We start from the raw sequence: 20,548 nt of genomic DNA on the forward strand, positions 1-20,548 counted from the left end.
ATGTAGCAGATATATGAGATGAAGGTTATTGTTCTTACCCGGGGAGATCTGATAAATACATTGCTAGTAAAGATGAATTTCTAAAGCAATAACCTATATAGTGATATATAGCTGAATTATCAGAAGTCAGCAGAAGTCATAGTAACTCCGCTAATCGCGATAGCGGACGAAGGACTGAACTTTAAGGAGGATTCAAATTTTGAAAGTTTCGCAGAATAATCAAAGATTGCAGAAAACTAAATATATAGGCTCTAGTGCTGAAGATAAAGTGGAGCTTGAAAATAAGCAAAGAGTGCATAGAAATTTCTCGGCAACTTCAAAAGGAGAAACAGGTGAATTTGAGTATGGCTCATTGGAAAGAATATTATCAAGAGAAAACTTGCTCTTAGCAATGAACAGAGTAATATCTAATAAAGGTAGTCACGGTGTTGACGGAATGACAGTTTATGAACTTAAACAATTTCTGAAAACACATTGGCTACAGATTAAGCAGAATATAATTAACAATGAGTATAGACCAATGCCAGTAAGAAGAGTTGAAATACCGAAACAAAACGGTGGAACTAGACTTCTAGGAATACCAACAGTTTTGGATAGACTTATCCAACAGGCAATAGCACAAGAACTAAATAATATATATGATAGAAAATTTTCCGAAAATAGCTTTGGCTTCCGTCCTCAAAGAAGGGCAAAAGAAGCTATTAAACAAGCTGAAAGATTCATTGATGAAGGTTTTAGATGGGTTGTAGATATAGACTTAGAAAAATTCTTCGATAAAGTAAACCATGATATTTTAATGTATAAACTTTCAAAAGATATTAAGGATAAAAGAACTTTAAAATTAATAAGAAAATATCTACAGTCTGGGATAATGATAAATGGAGTCGTAATTTCTAACAAAGAAGGAACACCACAAGGTGGACCGCTTAGCCCTTTATTATCTAATATTATGTTAGATGATTTAGATAAGGAATTAGAAAAAAGAGGACATAAATTCTGTCGTTAGTAATCTGAGATTTTGAAAGAGTATTGTGATTAAAATAATATTCATTTACTCTTCTTAAAATAGTTTCTGGTATAGAACTCGATAACGACATCTTTGAAAAACCTATATTATGGCCATTAGCTAGTAAGGTTGCAATAATAGCTTGTTGTTTTTGTGAAATACTTGAATAGAAATTTTCATTAAATGCATCTAAAAAATTTGTCCATGTATTTACTTCATAAATCATTTCAGTCATGGTGATTTTAGGAAAATAACTATATATTTTTGTGATAAACAAACTTTTAGAATCTTTTTCTATATCTAAATTAAACTCTATATCTTTGGGTGGCGAATTAAAAGAATTTTTTAGATTTTGTAAAAAAAGAATAGTCTCATCATTCATTGAATCTTTAAAGGGTTCTACTAAATAATAATCTAAACTATTATATTTTCCACTTTCTTTTACAAATAAATCACCTGAACGTATATTGTCTCTTATAGTATAAATCAATGCAATTTCTATAATTTTTTTACTATAGTTATATTTCTTTATATATTTTTGCCAATAGCCATTAAAAAAAGAAATATCTAAACTTAACCTTTTTTTATGCTTATAACTAGAAAAATTATTTATTAATTTAATGAGGTCTAATTTAGTATTACTATTAAATTTAATATATTTTAATAATTCATTTATATAATTAAATCCTTTATTATTTTTTATTAAAAAATCAATGTCTTCTATTTCGTCAGCTTCAAAATCACATTCTTCTTTTAATTTAATTAATGAACTTTTATATTTTTTAAACTCATCAAAATCATTTATTTCAATAAGAGTATCTAGTAGATTCTTCAACTTATTAAAATTTATTTGATAGTTTTTAAAAATTGTCATATTGTATTTTAAAGCTTTTTTATGATTACGCTTTAAAACTTTATGAGCATAATTACAATTAATTTCAATTGCCATATCTACAAAATCTTTTCTTCTAAAATAAAGAAACATTATAAGATACGCATATTTTTTATTTTCATTAGAAAGTCTTTGTATCCTAAATGTATCTGATTTTTGAATTTCATTTTTAAAACAACTCAATCTACTAGTTGATATAAAATCAAGATTGCAGTTACAATTTAATGAATCAATATATTTTATTTTATCTAAAATTTCTTTTATACCATAGGAACTTATATTTATTGAAATATTTTTTAACTGAGAAAATTTAGACTCTCTTTCATTAACATTTTCTAGTAAATCATTTAACTTTTCTTTATGCTCAATTTGTACTAAGATATTATCATAAATTCTACTCTAATTGTTCTCCAATATAATTTAAAATTTCTATTGGAATATTTTTTTGTAATTTATATCCTAAATTTTTTAGTAAAAGATATTGTGTTGCATAGCCAAACTTTAAATTATCTTTTTTTAACTTATTAATATATCTAATTTCATAAGCTTCAAGTGTAAAATTATCAGTAATATACTTTTTAGATGTTTCTAATTTAAAAAGGTTTTTCTTATCATTCTCTGTAAGGAATCTATATTTTTTAGTAGTCATTTTCATCCTCAAATTCATTTAATCTTCTATATAAAGTAGTTTTTGAAACACCAGTTTTTTTTTATAATTTCATTAATTGAATATTGATTTGTACGATAAAGAGTAATAGCTTCTTTAACAGAATCACTATTCAAACGTGGTCTACCACCCAATCTCCCCCTAACTCTAGCATTTTTAACTCCTTCACGTACTCTTTCAGCAATTAATTCTCTTTCAAGTTCTGAAAATATAGATATCATACCAATCATAGCTCTTCCCATAGGAGAATTGGTATCTATTTTTTCTTTAAGTGAAATTAAAGTAATACTATTATTGTTTAACGTTTCTATCAATTCAATTAAATCTTTTGTTTTTCTCCCTAACTTAGAAAGGGAATATACAATAAGAGTATCATCAGCTCTTAATTGATCAAATAATTTCATAAATTCTTTTCTATGCATATTTTTTCCTGTAACTTTGTCTGAAAATATTTTATCTACACCATATTCTTCTATTGCATTAATTTGTATTTCAAGATTTTGATCTATAGTAGAAACTCTTGCATATCCAAATTTCATAATAAACTCCTATCTATAAATTTGTATTAACAAAGGGGGAATTTGAGAATATTCTGATATATTAAAAATAATTTATCGTTAAAATATTTTTTTGATATAGGAGGATATATGATTAATTTAAATAAAGTATTAGTACAATTAAAAAAAGGTAATACTGAAAACTTTCATATGATATATACTGAATATTATAATAAAATATTTTTTCTAGTATTAAAAAAATAAAAGATAAAAGTTTATCTGAAGATATTACACAAGAAATTTTTATTGATGTTATAAATGGAATAAGAAAGCTTAAAAATATAGAAGCTTTTGATAGTTGGTTGAAAAAAATAACACTAAATAAGATTAATATGTATTTAAGGAATTTAATTAAACATAAAAATATTATTCACGGCACAGATGTTAGTGAATTAACTTATATAAAAGATAAAAATTTATCTCAAGAAGATTTAGTTATACAGGAAGACTATAAGAACCTAATAAGTAAATTTTTAAATAAATTATCTGAGAAAGAAAAAGAAGTTGTTTCATTATTTTATTATGATGAACTTTCATTGAAAGAAATATCAATAATAAATAATATTCCAATAGGTACTGTAAAAAGTAGATTATTTTCTGCAAAGAAAAAGCTAAGTTTTTTTATTAAAAATCTAGCTTTTTCATTTTATAAAATTTATTTTTATGATATGTTTTCGGGGAAAAAATGGTGCTAGGTCTTCTGAGGAATGTCAGAAGATAAACCACAATAAGAAAACTTTGGAGTTTTATCACAAGAAGCAAAAGGAGAAAGCAGAATGCAAAGATTTATTACAGACGAAAGAACAGGTATCCGATACGAACTCATCGGAGATTACTACTATCCCTGCTTGAGTGTGGAAGAAAAGCCTACTCTCTCAAAATATTGGCGATTACGAGAGCGTTATTTAAGAGAGCATAGGGAAATTTTATATTTCAATCTGCTTACAAGCGGAAAACTATATGAACACCTTGTTGAAATTGATACTTCAGCTTGTAATATGGCGGAGTTTCTAATAAAAGATATGGCGATAAAGCAAGATGTAACGGAAAAACTAAAAGCGGAGGGTATGATGAGATGGGTCGGACTTATGAATAATATTCGAGCCTGTGCAGATGAGATTGTATTGAATGATATTGTGTATTCATAAAAAATACCAGCCGAAAAGGAACTGCTGTCGATTGATAGCAGTTTTTCTTTTTCGGCAAGTATCCAAGAAGTCATTAGGTCGTGAGTATAATCGAAGTGGTAAAAAAGTTTGCAAAGATGTGATACAATATATTCAATTAAGAGCGATAAAAAGGAATTTGTGTTAGATATAAACAGAGCGAGAGGTATAACTAAAAAAGAACTCTTAAACAAGAATGAGTCAGCTTATCTTCAATGGAAATATTGAGTGTAATAGTATTTTGGGTAGCACATTTTCTTGTTTTCAGTCTGAAAGTGTTCCGTATTTACTGAGGAATATTATTAAACCGATAATGCTGCTACTTGCAATTTGTTATACGCATAAACTCTCTTGCCATATCTTCAGGACTTTCTTTGGTTCCATTCTCTAACCAATGTATGACCATATTATAAAACGCACCGGAATAGTAATATAATTCATATTTTGAAATAGAATTTGAAGGCATATCTCCATAGACGTCTATCATAAAGTCATCAATCACAGTAAGTAGAGTTTGCGGTGCTTGTGCATGGTGAAAAGTCAATACAAGGTCAGCGTACTTTTTATAAAATTCAAACTTGAAAAGTATAAGCTTTTTATCGTGAAAGTTTTCATCATTTGATGGATTTTCCTCATTATACTTTTTTACCATCTCCATAACCCCATAATCAATAATATCTTCAATAGATGAAAAATTACGATAAAAAGATGCTCTTGCAACACCGGATTTTTCAATCAACTCGGTAACCGTTATAGTAGACCATTTTTTGATTTGGGATAATTCAATGAGTGCTTTTAATAAATTGTTTTTCACTTTTTGATTTGCTATCATTCTTTTATCCATAAGACATTTCTCCTTGTTTTGTATCAGGTTAGATACTTGAATAAGTAATTAAATGTGGTATGATTAGTATCAGATACATTATATATCATATCGAATATATATATTTATGTCAAATCGCTTATTCTATACAAATAGATAGAAAAAATCATATCTAAAGGTTATGATAGATGTATTGAAAAATGATAAATTCTTTTTATGGATTTAAGTGAATGATAGTAGGAGGATTTAATATGTCAGACAAATCAATTGCCATCGTAACAGGTGCTAGCGGTGGACTGGGAAAAGAGTTTATAAAATTATTTTCTACTGAAAAAGGAGTAGAAGAAATTTGGGCTATTGCAAGAAACGAAGATAAACTTGCAAAAATCAAAAGTGAATTTGGCGGAAAAGTTCGCACAGTTCCTATGGACTTGTCCGATAGAAACAGTTACACAAAACTTAAACAGTTGCTTAATCAGAGTAGTGTCAAAGTTGAGTATCTCGTTAACAGTGCCGGATTTGCAAAGTTTTGTTCATACGATGATATTAGCCTTGAGGAATCGCTTAATATGATTGACCTAAATGTTAATGCTGTTGTAGCAATCGGATTGATTTGCATTCCATATATGAAAGAACACAGCCATATTATCAATATTGCTTCTCAAGCTTCTTTTTTTCCTCTTCCATATCAGAATATTTATAGCTCTACAAAAGCATTTGTCCGAAATTATACAAGAGCATTGAATGTGGAATTAAAGGATAAAGGTATTCATACAACTGCTGTTTGTCCGGGTTTTATAAAAACCGGTCTTTTAGATAGTGCTGTAATCGGTGCAAAGAAAGGTACTAATAACTTTTTAGGAATGGTAACGCCTGATGTGGTTGCGGCAAAGGCTTTGAAAGATGCGAAAAAGGGAAAGGATATTTCTGTATATGGACTGTATGTTAAATTTACACATCTACTTTCAAAGATTGTGCCACAGAAGATTATGATGAAAGTATGGTGTATTCAGCAAAAAATTAAATAAAAAATAAGATTATAGTAACAAAATAGAGAGTTCTTTCGCTTTTGGCAATAACTTTCAGTTTGTCGGTATGACATAGTTGAAAGACAGAAAACATCGTAGAAATACGGTGTTTTTTGTTACCAAAAATAAACAATTAAATACATAACCACAGGTTAGTACAAATACCTTGTGTGATTTTTTGAAAGGCTTAGAGAGGGGGAGCGTCAGGAAAATGAGAATTTACAACATTAAGAGCATTTTCCTAGCTTATACCAAGGGTTTACAGACTTTTTAAAATATTTGTAACTTATACTGTTTTTTCTTCTGAAAGTCTTCTATAAAGTGATGATTTAGATATATTGGTTATTTTACAAATTTGTTTAACTGTCATGTCACCTTCATGATATAGCTTAATTGCATAATTCATTCCTTCATGATTCTTGTTATATTTTTTTAATCGGCCTTTATATTTACCTTGAGATTTTGCAATTTCTATTCCTTCTTTTTGTCTCATTTTTATAAGATCTCTTTCAAGTTGATTGACTCCAGCCATTACAGTTATTAAAAAATCGCTATATGGATTACTTTCAGATAAATCAATCCAGGTATCTTTAAGTGATTTTAAATTTGCCCCGTTACTCTTAATTTTTTCTATCAACAAAAATAAATCTTTAGTGCTTCTCGTGATTCTAGTTAAATCAGTTACATAAATTGTATCTCCTACTTTTAAAGTATTAATCATTTCATTTAGTTTTTCTCTATTAATTGTTGCTCCTGAAACTTTTTCTTTGTAAATAAAATCCATTCCAATTTCATTTAATTGTCTAATTTGTCTTTCTTCATTTTGATCTTGAGAACTTACTCTTACATAACCTAATTTCATTATTTTTTCACTCCTATTCTGAAACAAGTCTTATGGGACTTGACAAAGGTAGATTCTATCATGTTTATTATAAAGTATCAATAGGGTATACTCTACTGATACTTTATAATGTTTTTATAGGTTATTGTAATGGGGGCGAAGTTAATGTCTAACTTAATACGTGGAAGAGAACTATTTGCTAAAGATCAAAGAAGTTCATTTATGAAAATACCTGAAGATGAATTTTCTATTGGATCTTACTATACATTTTCAAAAGAAGACTTAGAAATAATTATGAAACATAGAAAAGAAGAAAATAAATTGGGATTTGCAATACAATTAGCATTATTGCGTTATCCTGGTTGGTCATATACTAGTTTTAAATATATACCTGAAAATGTAATTAAGTATATTGCCAAACAAGTAGGAACAGTTCCAAAAGCATTGAAGTATTATGCTAAGAGAGAAAATACTATTTGGAACCATCTCCAAGAAATTAGAAGTCATTATGAATTTAATTTATTAAACTCTGAGATATATGAAAAAACAAAAGTATATCTGTTTAATATTGCAACTAAAAATGATGATACATTAATTTTAATGAATAGAGCTATAGATTATTTAAGAGAACAAAAAGTTATATTACCTGCAATAATAACAATTGAAAAGCTTGTATGGGAATCAAAAAATGAATCTGAAAAGTTTGTAACAAATACAATAATAAGTTCACTAAATCAAATTCAAAGAAAGAAACTTGATGATATAGTATTTTTACATTCAAATAAATTAAAAGGCAAAACTATTTTAGGATGGTTGAAGGAGCCAATCGGAGCACCTTCACCTGATAATTTTTTGAAAGCTATTGATAAATTAGAATATATATGATTAATAAAATTAGAATCTATTAACGTAGCTGACTTACATCCAAATAAGATTAATAAAATATATAGCTTAGGACAACGCTATGAACCACTTGCATTTAGAGAATTTAATGCTGATAAAAGACATGCTTTACTTGTTGTATTTTTATTAAATTTATCAAAAGATTTAATAGGTAAATCTTTTGAAATTCATGATAGATTAATCATTACTTTAATGGCTAAGGGGAGAAAAGCTCAAGAAGAACTTCAAAAGCAAAATGGTAAAAAAATAAACGAAAAAAATTCAATTCACTAGCATTGGTAAAGCTTTAATAAAAGCTAAAGAGAATAACCTGGATCCATATAAAGTTATTGAAGAAATAATGGACTGTTCAACACTTATAAAGTCAATTGAAGAAGCCAAAACACTTACTAGACCAGAAGATTATGATTATTTAGATTTAACGTTATTCATTTTTAAGAAGATATACTCCTAAATTATTAAAAGTATTAGAGTTTAAATCTACAAAATTAAATGAAGCAATACTAGAATCAATTGAAATAATAAAATCTTTGAATAAAAGTGGAAAGCGTAAGATTCCGGATAATTCTCCAGTAGATTTTATATCTAAACGTTGGAAAAATCATGTTTTTGAGAAGGATGGATCTATAAATAGACACTATTATGAAATGGCTGTAGTGACTGAGCTAAGAGGTCGTGTTAAAGCTGGAGATATATCTATATCAGGTAGTAAACAGTAGAAAGATTTTGAGGATTATTTGTTGTCAAAAAATGAATGGATTAACTCAAAAGAAAACAATAAATTATCTGTAAGTTTATCTTTTGATGAATATATACAAGATAGACTAAATAATCTTAATGAAAGACTTAGGTGGTTATCTAAAAATATAAAAAATATTAGTACTATTTCTATTGATAACTGTAAAATTTCAATATCTAGGTTAGAAAATATTACTCCTAAAGAATCTAAAGAACTTAGTTGTAGCCTATATAAGCTTTTACCTAAAATTAAGCTTACAGACTTACTTATGGATGTTGCAAGAATAACTGGATTTCATAAAGAATTTATTCATGCATATACTAATAAAAAGCCCGATACAGAAGATACTATTTTAATTATGGCTACTTTATTAGGAATGGGAACAAATATCGGATTAAGCAAAATGGCGGATGCAACTCCAGGAATTACTTATAAACAATTATCTAGTGTCTCTCAATGGCGTATGTATGATGATGCTATGTCTAGAGCACAAACGGTCTTAGTAAATTATCACAATAAATTGAAACTTGCTAAATATTGGGGTGAAGGAAACACTTCATCTTCAGATGGGATGAGACTTCAACTTGGAGTATCTTCACTACATGCAGTCTCTAATCCGCATTATGGAACTAGAAAAGGAATCACAATATACAGATTCACTAGTGATCAATTTTCTTCTTATTATTCAAAAATTATAAATACTAATTCTAGAGATGCTACTCATGTTTTAGATGGATTATTAAATAATGATACTGATTTAAATATAGAAGAACATTATACAGATACAGCCGGATATACAGATCAAGTATTTGCTTTGATATATTTACTTGGATTTAGATTTGCACCAAGAATTAGAGATTTATCTGATGTTAAACTATTTACTTTAAACAAGTGTGATAAATTTTCAAATTTAGATGGAATTTTAAAAGGAAAAATTAATGAAAAAAATATTAAAGATAATTATGATGAAGTATTAAGATTAGCTAGTTCAATAAAGGAAGGTACAGTTACATCATCTTTGATAATTAGTAAGTTAGCTTCTTATCCTAGACAAAATAGCTTAGCTACTGCATTAAGAGAAATGGGTAAAATAGAAAAAACTATATTTATTTTAGATTATATTTCAAATGAAGAATTGAGAAGAAAAATTCAAAAGGGGTTAAACAAAGGAGAAGAAATGAATGGACTTGCTAGAGCAATATTCTTTGGTAAACAAGGGGAAGTAAGAGAACGAACTATGCAAAATCAACTTCAAAAAGCAAGTGCATTGAATTTAATAATAAATGCTATTAATATTTGGAACACATTATATTTAGAAAAAGCAATAAATTATAAAGAATCTATTGGTGAATATATTAATTATAATTTAAAAAAGTTCTAGCTGGAAAGATATTAGTGTTACAAGTGATTTTGATAATGTTAAGCATTTAATTCAAAATACAAGAGAGGATGCGTTATTTTTATCATGGGCTAATTTTGGGAATAATGAACTTGCTATGAAAATATATAAATGGTTTGATAGTATCGAAATTTTTGATGGAGACGATACAAATGAGTTTTTATCATCTACTGTTAGCTATATAGAAGATAACGAAGAGAATAAAGAAAAAGTATTGAATTTTCTTAACAAAGCGGCTATAGATGTTTTAGATATCAATTTAGAAATTAAAGAGGATGAGAGTAGAAATTTCTTTATGGAATCTTTAAAAAAGAGTGCTAGGAATAAATTAGAAACTTTACCATCAGTTAAAAAGGTAGATTTAAAGGTTCTTCATAAAGTATATTCTGAAGATTGGTCAGAAGTTGGGACTATAGAAAAAAACATAGGGATTGAATCTAATGGAACAAGAAAGATGTTTGAAATAGTAGGACCTATAATTGACGCTATAGAAAATGGTAAAGTTATAATAATAGATGAAATAGATGCAAGATTACATCCACTATTAGTAAATCATTTAGTAAGGCTTTTTAATTCCAACACAACGAATGCACAATTAATTTGTACTACACACAATATAATGCTGTTGGATGAAGATTTGAGAAAAGACCAAATATATTTTATAGATAAAAATGAGTATGGAGTTAGTAAAATTGAATGTTTAGCAAATTTTAAAGGTATAAGAGAAGATAGTAAAATTGTTAAACAATATTTATCAGGAGCATTTAATAGTTTGCCAAATATAAAATAAACATTCCTAAAAAACAAAAGAGCAAAATAGTTGGCGCTATTCTTGCTCAAAAGTAAATAAATACAAATTAATTTTTAATATTATTGTTAATTATTTAACATTGTATATTAATATTGTATTTATTTCAAGACTTTTTTCTAAATAAGTGAAAAAGGAGAGAATAAAAGTATTATAGATTTTGTTTTTTAGTTAATCATAGATAAAATAAAATTATGAGGTGATTAATATAAAAATATCAACATTATACAATATTAAAAAAATCAAGAGGATTTAGAATTTGTAGATATAGAATTAAATGATGACTTGAAATTATTTATAGACCCATATATATTTACAAAATTAAGAGGCGATTTTGCTAAAAAGTGCAATAATATTATTATAAATTTTTCAGTGAAGTTATAAACTTAATAAGGAAAAATGATGAAGTAAATGCAAAACGTATTTTAAATGGTTTAAAAGAACCATCAGAAACTCATTTAGGGTTATCGAAGATTCTATAGATGGAAATGGTGTAAGAGGAAAAAAAGCTATTAAATTATATCAAAAATTAGCTAAAAGTAAGGCTGCTAAAACCGGAAATTTAAAGGATTTATCAGATTGTGAATTAATGATAGATGGAATTGGAAAAGATAGTATATCAGATATAACGACAAATGTTATTAGGAAGTATTTAATAGAATTTACTCAAAATCAGTGTAATATTTATAATATACCAATGACATCATTCAAAAATAATATTTGGGATGAAGACTTAAAGAAGTGGGTTAATATAGAATATAAATTACCAAGTATTAATGGTAATAGAATTATATTGGTACCTAAAAGTATTGTTACAGATAAATTAATACTAAGCTATAATGATTTCTACAATATTGGGTTATTGGAATATTACAGAAAAATAGGAAGAAATAATGCATCTACTTCTTTAGTTAGGGTATTAAAAAATGGTGAAAGAAAAGTTGTAAAAAAGAACTAAAAAAGAAGTATCCAAAATCTAAAAATTAGTATATAGTTTTATTAATAAAAATCCTGAATATTTAGAGTTATATAAGGAGAGAAAAAAGATTCTTAATAATATAGATGTAGATAAAATTATTTTTAAAGCTAATGAAAAGAATAAGAAGTTAAAAAGCGAGTAGTAATATATTTTAGCCCTCAAAAGCATAACTTTTGGGGGCTTTATTTTTTTTATAAAATAAATATAAAATTATAGGTCAAATAAGTGGCAATAGAAAAAATAAATAGAGATTAAGGAGGTAGTATTTACTAGCTATTTATTTTTATATTTAAGTGAATTTTTAAATTAAGTTTATATAATATCAGTAGGGAAAATACCGAAATTTAATCATAGTTTTTTAAGATTATGGAGCACATTAAGAAAATATTTAAAATATAATGAAACATTAGAAATAGAAGAGGTATTACTGAATAATATGGAGGTTTTTTTTAAAAATATGAAAGAACTAGATGAGAATAGTATAAGATTAAGATATCCTAAATAAAATAATGATTCTGATAGCTAAGAAGAATTTTTATGGGTAAATACAAGAAAAATAGTAGGACAAACAAAAGTGTTTGTTAGATAATTAAAGTATTTGAGATTGTATTAATATAAAGAAAGGTACATCTAAATTTAAAGTTGTGTACAACATTGATTAATTTTTTTATTAGTTGGTTGTTGTTAAGCTGTAAAAGATGAATTACTAAAATGGTATAGGAGTTTTAAAAGAAAAGTTAGCTTTTACGCTAACTTTTTTGTAATGATTAATGTTTATTATAGATTTTGAGTAGTATACAATTAAGATAATATGTTAGTTAATGGAGGTGCTGAATAATGGATAATAAAAAATTAGAATTATATGATATTTTTTTTAGTTATACCTATAAAGATATTATGGATCTTTTTAGAAAAGCTAAAAATAAAGAGGAAAAAGACTTTTATGCTAATATTTTAAATATAATCCTTCAAAGAGAACAAGAAAAGGTTATCGGAAAGTAAAATTAGGAAGATGTTTTATTAGCTTCTTCTTCTAAGAATTTACTAAAAATATCTCCCCAATCACAGATGGAAGTTATAACAGGTTTTAGAAGATAACCTAGTTCACTTAGTTCATATTCAACTTTAGGAGGGACAACAGGGTATACAGTTCTAGTAATTATTTTATCATCTTCTAACTCTCTTAATTGTCTAATTAACATACGTTGATTAGCTTGAGGAAGTTTTTTTTGTAGCTCACTTAATCTTAGTGGAGACTGCTGAAGTAAACACCATATAATAGCTATTTTCCAACGACCTCCTATAACTGATAATGCCAAATCTTTAGTGGTAAAGTAGGCTCTTTCTTTATAATAAATTGTCATGTATTTTCACTCCTTTTATTTATATTATATCTATACTGACAAAAAAGTCAGTATTGTATGATGAATTATACTTTATTACTATGGAAATATAGATGTCGTATTAAAAAGTTTTATTATGTCTAGAACTTATATAGTTATTCTAGATAAAACAACACTTATATGATGTTATTTCACTTGTGAAATTTATATATTACAAAAGAAAAATTTTAAAAGGAAAGAAGGAATTTGTTTTGAAAAGTAGAGCAGCCGTTGCTTTTAAAGCAGGAGAACCACTTAAAATTGTAGAAATAGATGTAGAAGAACCAAAAGCAAAAGAGGTATTAGTTAAGATTCTATATACTTCAGTTTGTCATACAGATGCTTTCACATTATCAGGAAAGGACCCAGAAGGAATATTCCCAGCTGTATTAGGTCATGAGGGGGCTGGAGTTGTTGTTGCTGTAGGTGATGAAGTTACTTCAGTAAAACCAGGAGATCACGTTATTCCACTATACACAGCTGAATGTGGAGAATGTAAATTTTGTCGTTCTGGTAAAACAAACTTATGTAGTGCTGTAAGAGAAACTCAAGGTAAAGGCTTAATGCCAGATGGAACAACACGTTTTTCTTATAATGGAGAGCCTATCTATCATTACATGGGAACAAGTACATTTAGTGAATATACAGTACTTCCTGAAATATCATTAGTAAAAATTGATCCAAAGGCACCACTTGATAAGGTTTGTTTATTTGGTTGTGGTGTTACTACAGGTATTGGGGCTGTACACAACACAGCAAAGGTTGAAGAAGGAGCTGTAACAGCTGTATTTGGTTTAGGTGCTATTGGATTAGCTGTTGTTCAAGGTCTTGCTCAAGCAAAAGCAAGCAGAATTATAGCAATAGATTTAAATGAAGATAAGTTTGAATTAGCTAAAAAAATGGGAGCAACTGATTTTATAAATCCTTCTAAATTTGATAAACCAATTCAAGAAGTAATAGTTGAAATGACAGATGGAGGAGTAGATTATAGCTTTGAGTGTATTGGTAATGTTGAAGTAATGAAGTCTGCTCTTGAATGTTGTCATAAAGGATGGGGAGAAAGTATTATTATTGGTGTAGCAGGTGCTGGTGAAGAAATTCATACTCGTCCATTCCAATTAGTAACTGGTAGAGTATGGCGTGGTTCAGCCTTTGGTGGAGTTAAAGGAAGAAGTGAACTACCAGGGATGATTGAAGATTACATGGAAGGTAAAATAGATTTAGATTCATTTATCACACATCACTTAGACTTCAAAGATATCAATGAAGCATTTGATTTACTTCATAAAGGTGAATCAATCCGTACAATTTTAACATATGGAGATTCTAATGATGAAGCTTAAAGAGCTTGAAAAGCATTTTTCTTTTAATGGTGAGCAATGCAAGTATAGCCATTATTCAGAAGTCTTAAAGTGTGATATGACATTTAGTATTTATTTACCTTCAAATAAAGAAAAGAAAGAAATTCCTCTTATTTGGTGGTTATCTGGATTAACTTGTACAGATGATAATTTTACTCAAAAAAGCGGATTTCAAAGATTGGCTGAAAAATACCAAGTGGCAGTTATTATTCCAGATACTTCACCACGAGGAGAAAATGTTGCTGATGATGAAGCATGGGATCTTGGGCAAGGCGCAGGTTTCTATTTAGATGCAATACAAGAGCCATGGGCAAAGAATTATAAAATGTATACTTATATTACAGAGGAATTAAGAGCTATTGCCTCAACTTTAGTACCTAATTTTTCAGGAAAAGAAAGTATAATGGGACACTCAATGGGAGGTCATGGAGCTTTAGTAATAGGTATGAAAAATGCTGCGAGATTCAAAGCTATTTCTGCCTTTGCTCCTATTTTAACTCCTAGTCAAGTTCCATGGGGAATAAAAGCATTTTCAACTTACTTAGGTGAAGATATAGACTCTTGGAAAGAATGGGATGCTTCAGAATTAGTCAAAAAAACTGATGTACCTCCTGTTCTTATTACCCAAGGAACTAAGGATAATTTTTATCTAGAACAATTAGAAGAAAGTACTTTCTTAGAAAATGCTAGGGAAAATAACCAAGTAGTAAATTATAAGAAGGTTGAAGGTTATGATCATAGCTATTTCTTTATTGCTACTTTCTTAGAGGAGCATTTTGCTTTCCATATGAAGTATTTAAAATAATTAATCTTTTTATTACTGTATTAAGAAATAGGAAGATTTACTATTAGAGTTAGTGTAAAAGCTAACTCTTTTTACTATAGAAAAATAATAAAACTAAAATAAAGAAAAAGAATCTTTAATTTTATAATGTGTAGTATTCAATACTCTATCAACTACTTTTCATAATAATCTTAACAAAAATGAACTTGACATCATATTATGTAGAATAGATAAGTATTTTACTATCTAAATAAAATGTAATAAGTGATGGAGAAAAGGTATGGAAAAGTTTTGTAGAGTTTGTAATGAGTTTGCTAGAATATTAGGTGCTGAAATTTTAAGTAAAGACAATAATGTTTGTACAGTAACATTTATGAGAAATATAAATGCAAGAATATTAGGAAGAAGAACAAGATCCCCATTAGCATTATCAGCATTATTCTCTTTTGAGTGTCCAGATAAATGTGGTAAAACACTTAATTTAGGCGAGACAGTTATACTTCAAGAAGAAATAAATAGATTTGTTTCAGCATTAAGACAAAGAGGAATATTAGTAACTGCAATTCATAACCATTGGTTATGTGAGGATCCAAGACTTATGTATATTCATTTTCAATCAATTGATTGTCCATTAGATTTTGCCAAAAAAGTAGCAGAAGCTTTGAAAGTTTTAAAATGCTAAAATAAAGTTAAATTTTAAGGAGTTAGCGTAATGCTAACTCTTTTTGTTAGACTAAGTTTGTTTGAAATATATAATTAAGTAAAAAATGTGAAATTATATGGATAATATTGTAGTGAAATTAGTTAAAAAAGGTTATTTAGTAGAATAAGGAACGTAATGACTCTGTGAAGAATATAATATAAAAAAATTATAGGATAGAGGATTATGATAAGTAGAGAAAAATATGTTATGTCATCACTAGAATTACACCTCTTTTTTGGGAGAATTATGAAGGAACATTCTTTATTTTTAGAGATAGGATTTACTCCTAAAAATAAGAAGTTTTCTAAGGAGGCTGATAATTATAAGGTAAACTTTGAAAAACTTTTACTAGATGTAGTTAAGATAAGTAATGGAAGGGTTAGAAAATCTGTATTAAATTCTGGAGAAATTTTCACTGAATATACTTTGGATGCAGAAAAAAAGACAAGCTATTATACAAATATAGACATTAATTATAAAATAACATCAATGGAGAAAGAGTTAGAGCATAGACCTGCTTGTAATATTGATAGTAAGGTAGTGAATTGCGTAAAAAGTATTAATAACAGAGCTATAAAATTGCTAGATGGATTAATAGAGTTTAAAAAAGAAATCTTACATTGTATGTTAAATTGTAAGTTGTTTACAGTAAATTATCCATTACTTATTGAACACATAATACGAGAGGCAAACTTATATCGTCAATATGTAAAAAGAATTGAAAATAATGAGGATATAGAGAGGAATGAGGTTAAAAAAAATGAACTATTTTGGAATCGAATTATGATGGAGCATTCTTTGTTTATTAGAGGATTACTTGACCCTAGTGAAAATAAATTAATAGCTACTTCAAATAAATTTGCAGGAGAGTTCAATGAATTAATTAAAAAGGCGGATAGTGCTACTGAATTAACAATGGAAAGTATTACAAATAGTACATTAGCAGAAACAATTAAGTTAAGAGATTTTAAGGAAGCTGGTACAAAGGGGATAGCTGATTGTAAAATAAAATCTATAATGTTACCACTTCTTGCTGATCATGTATTAAGAGAAGCAAATCATTATATACGCTTACTAAGAAGTTATGAATGTAATGAGTAATTATGAAGATAGAAAATAAAAATATAGTTAGATTTTAAAAGAGTTAGTTTTTATGCTAACTCTTTTTATAGGTAAGTTATAATAAGGATAATTAAATATAAGGTGCAACTTCTAAAGATTGAAATAGCTTCAAGATGTTATTAAACTAATATTAGAATATAAAAGAAAATATCTTAAAATAGTGGAGATATAGAATAAAAATTTTATTGAGATAAAAGATATAATATTTTTAATAGATATATTGAAGGAGAATAAAAAGATGAAATATTTTATAGTAGAAGGAACAATAAAAAATCAACATAAAGTAGATGATAAGCTAATGAAGGTACATATGGATTATACTCAAAAAGCAATGAATAAAGGCTTAATATTAATGTCTGGACTTAAAGAGGACATGAGTGGTGGAATATTTGTTATGAAATCAGAATCTCTTGAAATTTTAGAAGATTATTTAAATAATGAGCCATTTAAACTTGCTGGAGTACAAGATTATAAAGTTACAGAGTTTTCAGCTCATTACTTCAATGAAAATCCTAAGGAATGGTTTAATAAGTAATCCATAGTAGAGGGAAAAGGATTAATTTGCAGTAATTTATTATATGGAAAATGAAAAGTTAGAAGTACAGAAAAGTGTTTCTAGCTTTTTTATTTTATAAATTAAGATTTAATATTTATGATGAGTGTAATAGAAAAATATTTCTTATTAAAAAGTGCATTATAGTAAATAAATTTCCATTAAATAATTTGTAAATAAAACTTAATATACTAAAAAAATCATAAATAATTCAATTTGATAGATAAGTATAATTTTTATAAACTTTGATTAATAAAAGTTTATATTCATATAAATAAAAATGAGGTAGTTATATGAATTCCGGCAATAGTGATTATGTTTTTTATAATATATATTTATATATAAATTGTATAAGCAAATTTATAAGTTGAAACAAATATTTTAATTATAAATAATACAAGCTTTTAATGGGAGGAAAGACATGAATATTAACATTAAGTCTAAATTAATAGATTTTATAGTAGAAATCTTAGAGAATTCGGGCATAATAGGAGGATTTTTTATTTTAATCTTTCCATTTCTTTTAATGATTATATTAATAAATAAATTTAGTAGATACTTTAAATTGTATTAACTATGTAGAGTTTGGAGTGAAGTAATAAATATGAAAATTTTAAATAGATTTAAAGGAAATAAAAAGATAAAAATATTATTTAAGTAATTAGGAAGTGAGAATTATGAAATGCACTTGGTGTTCAAAAACATTGTCAGAAGAAGAAAAAGAAAAAAAGATTCATTGTGGTGAAATCTATGAAAATTTTAATTTTTGTTCTGAAGAACATTTAAAGGAGTTTAATTGTTTTTTAGAGGATGTTAATAAGAATAAAATTAAATTTTTATTGCTTATTCTTTTAGGTACAATAGGTATTCCAGTGACATCAATAATATATGCAGCTATAAGTAATAATTTAATTCCATGGGGAATGGGTGCTTGGGGAGGTATAATATTAGGTGGAACATTGATAAGATTTCCTTATTGTACACCTCAAACAAATCAAATATTTGGTGTAAAAAAATCTATTAATATTGCTAGAAGAATTGGTGGGATTTGTGCAATTGTTGGTATAGTTTGTTTCATTCTATTTCTAATACAAATATTATAATTTTTATTTGATGATTAGAGTTTGCAATACTCCTATGTTCTAAAGGAAACTCCACTTGAATTAAGTCTACATTTATATTAAAAGTGATTATTTCTAACCTTTTTAGCAGTAGCATGACAAAGAAAAGGTTAGGATATTTTTTCTTTATTTAATTTCAGAATATTCATTCAATATTCACTTTAGTTATATGCTAAGTTCACTCATAAGGATGATTATAATGTTATAATCAAGACAGAAAAGAGAAAATGATATAGATATAAAATTTATTAATTAAGGAGTGATATAAAGTGATAGGAAGAAAAAGTTTAACTGGTGAATTATGTCCAAGCTCGGGAATATGGAGATCAGAAGGTCATGGGAAAACTGCTATAGCACGAAGACAAGGAGATAAAATGCCTAGACATAGAAACAAAGATGTTATATGGAGAAAGATTCAGCACTTACCAAAAAAATTAAAGTAGTTTAAATAAATAAAGAAAGATAATTATGGAACAATACAATTTAATAAATGATAAAAGATGAAACTCTATATAGATTTGCGTAAAAACAATTCTATGTAGAGTTTTTTGTGATTAATTATATTCTTAGAACAATATAACTGAATAATTTGGAGGTGGTTATATGAAAAATAATAATTTTGATTACATCTCTCTTAGTATTTTTTAATTTTTATATTTTAAATCACCTTTTATATATTTTACAGATTTTATTTTTATTAGGAATAAATTCAAATATGATTAACATAAATTTAAACTGATTTAGTTATAATTAATCTTAAAGTAATATTTACAAGGAGACTTTCTATATGAATAATAAAAAAGAAATTAATAAAAGTATTAAATTAAAAGCATATGTAATAGCATATATTACACTTATACCTTTTGGGCTATATAATGCGGCTCTTTGTAGATTGGTCTATGGTTTTTTTGGTGCTAATTCTAAGTTTATAATTTCACTTTTAGATAGCATACTTATAGGGGTGGCTATTATATTTTTAAGCATAAGAAATATGGAAGAGAAAAGCAATATAAATCTCTTAAGAATTATAGGATTTACAATAGTAATGGTGTATCCTGTAATAACATTAATTGCTCAAGTTTTTTCATTATTTGAGTTTAAAGGTATAGTTTTTGATATAAGTAAACTGTCTATTTTTGATGATACTGCTATTTTTCTTAATATTCCATTGTTTTTAGTAATATTAATTGTAACTGCTATGTTTAATAAAAAAGTTATTAAGTAATAACAAAAAAGATTTTTAATTTAGATAAATAATTTTGATATAAGTTAATATGGATTTGAAGCTTCAACAGTTTTTGATTTAGAAAACTTAGATGACTTGCTAAATCGAGCTGATGATAACGGTACTTACCTTTCTGACGTTCAATCTTACTATAATGCTAATCAACTTAATATTGTATTAAGTGTTCCTCATGCTCTTGGAGATTATATTGAAGTAACTTTAAAATAAAAAATAAAGTTTTTTTAAGGAACTTTATAGAGTAGAGATTTAAATAAATAGAATTCAAAATTAAAATTTAATATATATAAAATTAATTTTGATAAATCAAATAGTAAAGAAATATTAAATGAGGAAAAACTAGTTTAGAAAGATATACATTTTTAAATAAAAATGTATATCTTTTAATATATTTCATTAGTATTATACCTTTAATACATTCGGTTAATCGGTGATTTTTAAATCTAGCAATAATATTATATTTTGGAGGTT

At 26.7% G+C, this 20,548-nt stretch carries 24 protein-coding genes and 1 pseudogene; 19 read left to right on the forward strand and 6 right to left on the reverse strand.

Going from position 1 to position 20,548, the window contains the following annotated elements:
* Positions 1-199 precede the first annotated feature (199 nt).
* Entirely contained in the window at positions 200-1,006 is an 807-nt protein-coding gene (locus ARA19_RS01290; protein WP_055069151.1) for a reverse transcriptase domain-containing protein, read from the forward strand.
* On the opposite strand, the gene ARA19_RS18170 is transcribed toward ARA19_RS01290, so the two are convergent.
* The 3 genes from ARA19_RS18170 to ARA19_RS01305 all read right to left on the reverse strand — a co-directional run bounded on the left by ARA19_RS18170 (position 948) and on the right by ARA19_RS01305 (position 3,104).
* Entirely contained in the window at positions 948-2,081 is a 1,134-nt protein-coding gene (locus ARA19_RS18170) for a Tn3 family transposase (RefSeq protein WP_055069152.1), read from the reverse strand. The genes ARA19_RS01290 and ARA19_RS18170 overlap by 59 nt on opposite strands.
* A 211-nt stretch (positions 2,082-2,292) precedes the next feature.
* Positions 2,293-2,547 carry a DUF4158 domain-containing protein gene (locus ARA19_RS01300; protein WP_055069153.1) on the reverse strand — a complete coding sequence of 85 codons (255 nt, stop codon included), beginning with the start codon at positions 2,545-2,547 and terminating at the stop codon, positions 2,293-2,295.
* Positions 2,548-2,573: 26 nt separating this feature from the next.
* The gene (locus ARA19_RS01305; protein WP_055069154.1) at positions 2,574-3,104 is read right to left on the reverse strand and encodes a recombinase family protein; all 531 of its coding nucleotides are present in this window, start codon (positions 3,102-3,104) and stop codon (positions 2,574-2,576) included.
* 218 nt (positions 3,105-3,322) lie between these two features.
* Between ARA19_RS01305 and ARA19_RS16995 the strand changes: the two genes are divergently transcribed.
* Together ARA19_RS16995 and ARA19_RS01315 are read left to right on the forward strand one after the other, a co-directional pair.
* Positions 3,323-3,817, forward strand: a complete 495-nt coding sequence (locus tag ARA19_RS16995; RefSeq protein WP_278321665.1) for an RNA polymerase sigma factor — start codon at positions 3,323-3,325, stop codon at positions 3,815-3,817.
* A gap of 81 nt (positions 3,818-3,898) precedes the next feature.
* Positions 3,899-4,270 carry a TnpV protein gene (locus tag ARA19_RS01315; protein WP_084764131.1) on the forward strand — a complete coding sequence of 124 codons (372 nt, stop codon included), beginning with the start codon at positions 3,899-3,901 and terminating at the stop codon, positions 4,268-4,270.
* Positions 4,271-4,607: 337 nt separating this feature from the next.
* Here the strand turns inward: ARA19_RS01315 and ARA19_RS01320 are convergent, their stop codons facing one another.
* On the reverse strand, positions 4,608-5,132 hold the full coding sequence (locus tag ARA19_RS01320) for a TetR/AcrR family transcriptional regulator (RefSeq protein ID WP_055069156.1): 525 nt from the start codon (positions 5,130-5,132) through the stop codon (positions 4,608-4,610).
* Positions 5,133-5,362: 230 nt separating this feature from the next.
* On the opposite strand from ARA19_RS01320, the gene ARA19_RS01325 reads away from it, so the two are divergent.
* On the forward strand, positions 5,363-6,139 hold the full coding sequence (locus ARA19_RS01325; protein WP_055069157.1) for an SDR family NAD(P)-dependent oxidoreductase: 777 nt from the start codon (positions 5,363-5,365) through the stop codon (positions 6,137-6,139).
* Positions 6,140-6,425: 286 nt separating this feature from the next.
* Here ARA19_RS01325 and ARA19_RS01330 read toward each other — a convergent pair whose 3' ends face one another.
* Positions 6,426-7,001, reverse strand: a complete 576-nt coding sequence (locus ARA19_RS01330) for a recombinase family protein (RefSeq protein ID WP_197276539.1) — start codon at positions 6,999-7,001, stop codon at positions 6,426-6,428.
* 144 nt (positions 7,002-7,145) lie between these two features.
* Here ARA19_RS01330 and ARA19_RS17340 point away from each other — a divergent pair, with 144 nt between their 5' ends.
* The 5 genes and pseudogenes from ARA19_RS17340 to ARA19_RS17720 all read left to right on the forward strand — a co-directional run bounded on the left by ARA19_RS17340 (position 7,146) and on the right by ARA19_RS17720 (position 12,810).
* Positions 7,146-7,865, forward strand: a complete 720-nt coding sequence (locus ARA19_RS17340) for a DUF4158 domain-containing protein (RefSeq protein WP_197276540.1) — start codon at positions 7,146-7,148, stop codon at positions 7,863-7,865.
* Between the two features lie 749 nt (positions 7,866-8,614).
* Positions 8,615-10,003, forward strand: a pseudogene (locus ARA19_RS17350) (Tn3 family transposase); the annotation flags it as partial.
* Between the two features lie 115 nt (positions 10,004-10,118).
* The gene (locus ARA19_RS01340) at positions 10,119-10,811 is read left to right on the forward strand and encodes an ATP-binding protein (protein WP_055069158.1); all 693 of its coding nucleotides are present in this window, start codon (positions 10,119-10,121) and stop codon (positions 10,809-10,811) included.
* Between the two features lie 607 nt (positions 10,812-11,418).
* A complete protein-coding gene (locus tag ARA19_RS01345; protein WP_055069159.1) occupies positions 11,419-11,787 on the forward strand; it encodes a hypothetical protein in 369 nt (122 codons plus the stop codon).
* 858 nt (positions 11,788-12,645) lie between these two features.
* Positions 12,646-12,810: a hypothetical protein gene (locus ARA19_RS17720; protein WP_197276542.1), complete on the forward strand. Its 165-nt coding sequence runs from the start codon at positions 12,646-12,648 to the stop codon at positions 12,808-12,810.
* A gap of 2 nt (positions 12,811-12,812) precedes the next feature.
* On the opposite strand, the gene ARA19_RS01350 is transcribed toward ARA19_RS17720, so the two are convergent.
* Positions 12,813-13,172 carry a winged helix-turn-helix transcriptional regulator gene (locus ARA19_RS01350; protein WP_055069160.1) on the reverse strand — a complete coding sequence of 120 codons (360 nt, stop codon included), beginning with the start codon at positions 13,170-13,172 and terminating at the stop codon, positions 12,813-12,815.
* 230 nt (positions 13,173-13,402) lie between these two features.
* Between ARA19_RS01350 and ARA19_RS01355 the strand changes: the two genes are divergently transcribed.
* The 10 genes from ARA19_RS01355 (at position 13,403) to ARA19_RS18075 (ending at position 20,287) form a co-directional block, all read left to right on the forward strand.
* Positions 13,403-14,533 (forward strand): S-(hydroxymethyl)glutathione dehydrogenase/class III alcohol dehydrogenase, encoded by a 1,131-nt coding sequence (locus ARA19_RS01355; protein ID WP_055069161.1) that lies wholly within the window; start codon positions 13,403-13,405, stop codon positions 14,531-14,533.
* The gene (gene fghA, locus ARA19_RS01360; RefSeq protein WP_242862369.1) at positions 14,520-15,356 is read left to right on the forward strand and encodes an S-formylglutathione hydrolase; all 837 of its coding nucleotides are present in this window, start codon (positions 14,520-14,522) and stop codon (positions 15,354-15,356) included. Before ARA19_RS01355 ends, fghA begins: the two co-directional genes overlap by 14 nt.
* Before the next feature lie 259 nt (positions 15,357-15,615).
* Positions 15,616-16,017, forward strand: coding sequence for a DUF1259 domain-containing protein (locus ARA19_RS01365; protein ID WP_055069163.1), 402 nt, complete (start codon positions 15,616-15,618; stop codon positions 16,015-16,017).
* 204 nt (positions 16,018-16,221) lie between these two features.
* Positions 16,222-17,139, forward strand: a complete 918-nt coding sequence (locus tag ARA19_RS01370; protein WP_055069164.1) for a DUF2935 domain-containing protein — start codon at positions 16,222-16,224, stop codon at positions 17,137-17,139.
* Between the two features lie 259 nt (positions 17,140-17,398).
* Complete coding sequence (locus ARA19_RS01375; RefSeq protein ID WP_055069165.1) at positions 17,399-17,695, forward strand: YciI family protein; 297 nt, start codon at positions 17,399-17,401, stop codon at positions 17,693-17,695.
* 439 nt (positions 17,696-18,134) lie between these two features.
* Positions 18,135-18,287 (forward strand): hypothetical protein, encoded by a 153-nt coding sequence (locus tag ARA19_RS17355; protein WP_157452208.1) that lies wholly within the window; start codon positions 18,135-18,137, stop codon positions 18,285-18,287.
* A 103-nt stretch (positions 18,288-18,390) separates the two neighbouring features.
* Entirely contained in the window at positions 18,391-18,816 is a 426-nt protein-coding gene (locus tag ARA19_RS01380) for a hypothetical protein (protein ID WP_055069166.1), read from the forward strand.
* 287 nt (positions 18,817-19,103) lie between these two features.
* Complete coding sequence (locus tag ARA19_RS17725; RefSeq protein ID WP_197276543.1) at positions 19,104-19,277, forward strand: hypothetical protein; 174 nt, start codon at positions 19,104-19,106, stop codon at positions 19,275-19,277.
* A 344-nt stretch (positions 19,278-19,621) separates the two neighbouring features.
* Entirely contained in the window at positions 19,622-20,059 is a 438-nt protein-coding gene (locus ARA19_RS01385; RefSeq protein ID WP_055069167.1) for a hypothetical protein, read from the forward strand.
* A 96-nt stretch (positions 20,060-20,155) separates the two neighbouring features.
* Positions 20,156-20,287: a hypothetical protein gene (locus ARA19_RS18075; protein WP_278321655.1), complete on the forward strand. Its 132-nt coding sequence runs from the start codon at positions 20,156-20,158 to the stop codon at positions 20,285-20,287.
* The last annotated feature ends 261 nt before the right edge of the window (positions 20,288-20,548 follow it).

The sequence above is a fragment of the Clostridium massiliamazoniense genome, assembly GCF_001403635.1.
GTDB lineage: Bacteria > Bacillota > Clostridia > Clostridiales > Clostridiaceae > Sarcina > Sarcina massiliamazoniense.

Coding starts and splice junctions, on each gene's coding strand:
- ARA19_RS17355 (WP_157452208.1), top strand. CDS start 18,135: ATGAATATTAACATTAAGTCTAAATTAATAGATTTTATAGTAGAAATC.
- ARA19_RS01350 (WP_055069160.1), bottom strand. CDS start 13,172: ATGACAATTTATTATAAAGAAAGAGCCTACTTTACCACTAAAGATTTG.
- ARA19_RS01385 (WP_055069167.1), top strand. CDS start 19,622: ATGAATAATAAAAAAGAAATTAATAAAAGTATTAAATTAAAAGCATAT.
- ARA19_RS17720 (WP_197276542.1), top strand. CDS start 12,646: ATGGATAATAAAAAATTAGAATTATATGATATTTTTTTTAGTTATACC.
- ARA19_RS01315 (WP_084764131.1), top strand. CDS start 3,899: ATGCAAAGATTTATTACAGACGAAAGAACAGGTATCCGATACGAACTC.
- ARA19_RS01305 (WP_055069154.1), bottom strand. CDS start 3,104: ATGAAATTTGGATATGCAAGAGTTTCTACTATAGATCAAAATCTTGAA.
- ARA19_RS01330 (WP_197276539.1), bottom strand. CDS start 7,001: ATGAAATTAGGTTATGTAAGAGTAAGTTCTCAAGATCAAAATGAAGAA.
- ARA19_RS01375 (WP_055069165.1), top strand. CDS start 17,399: ATGAAATATTTTATAGTAGAAGGAACAATAAAAAATCAACATAAAGTA.
- ARA19_RS01365 (WP_055069163.1), top strand. CDS start 15,616: ATGGAAAAGTTTTGTAGAGTTTGTAATGAGTTTGCTAGAATATTAGGT.
- fghA (WP_242862369.1), top strand. CDS start 14,520: ATGATGAAGCTTAAAGAGCTTGAAAAGCATTTTTCTTTTAATGGTGAG.
- ARA19_RS01320 (WP_055069156.1), bottom strand. CDS start 5,132: ATGGATAAAAGAATGATAGCAAATCAAAAAGTGAAAAACAATTTATTA.
- ARA19_RS01370 (WP_055069164.1), top strand. CDS start 16,222: ATGATAAGTAGAGAAAAATATGTTATGTCATCACTAGAATTACACCTC.
- ARA19_RS01380 (WP_055069166.1), top strand. CDS start 18,391: ATGAAATGCACTTGGTGTTCAAAAACATTGTCAGAAGAAGAAAAAGAA.
- ARA19_RS01325 (WP_055069157.1), top strand. CDS start 5,363: ATGTCAGACAAATCAATTGCCATCGTAACAGGTGCTAGCGGTGGACTG.
- ARA19_RS01340 (WP_055069158.1), top strand. CDS start 10,119: ATGAAAATATATAAATGGTTTGATAGTATCGAAATTTTTGATGGAGAC.
- ARA19_RS01345 (WP_055069159.1), top strand. CDS start 11,419: ATGATAGATGGAATTGGAAAAGATAGTATATCAGATATAACGACAAAT.
- ARA19_RS17340 (WP_197276540.1), top strand. CDS start 7,146: ATGTCTAACTTAATACGTGGAAGAGAACTATTTGCTAAAGATCAAAGA.
- ARA19_RS01300 (WP_055069153.1), bottom strand. CDS start 2,547: ATGACTACTAAAAAATATAGATTCCTTACAGAGAATGATAAGAAAAAC.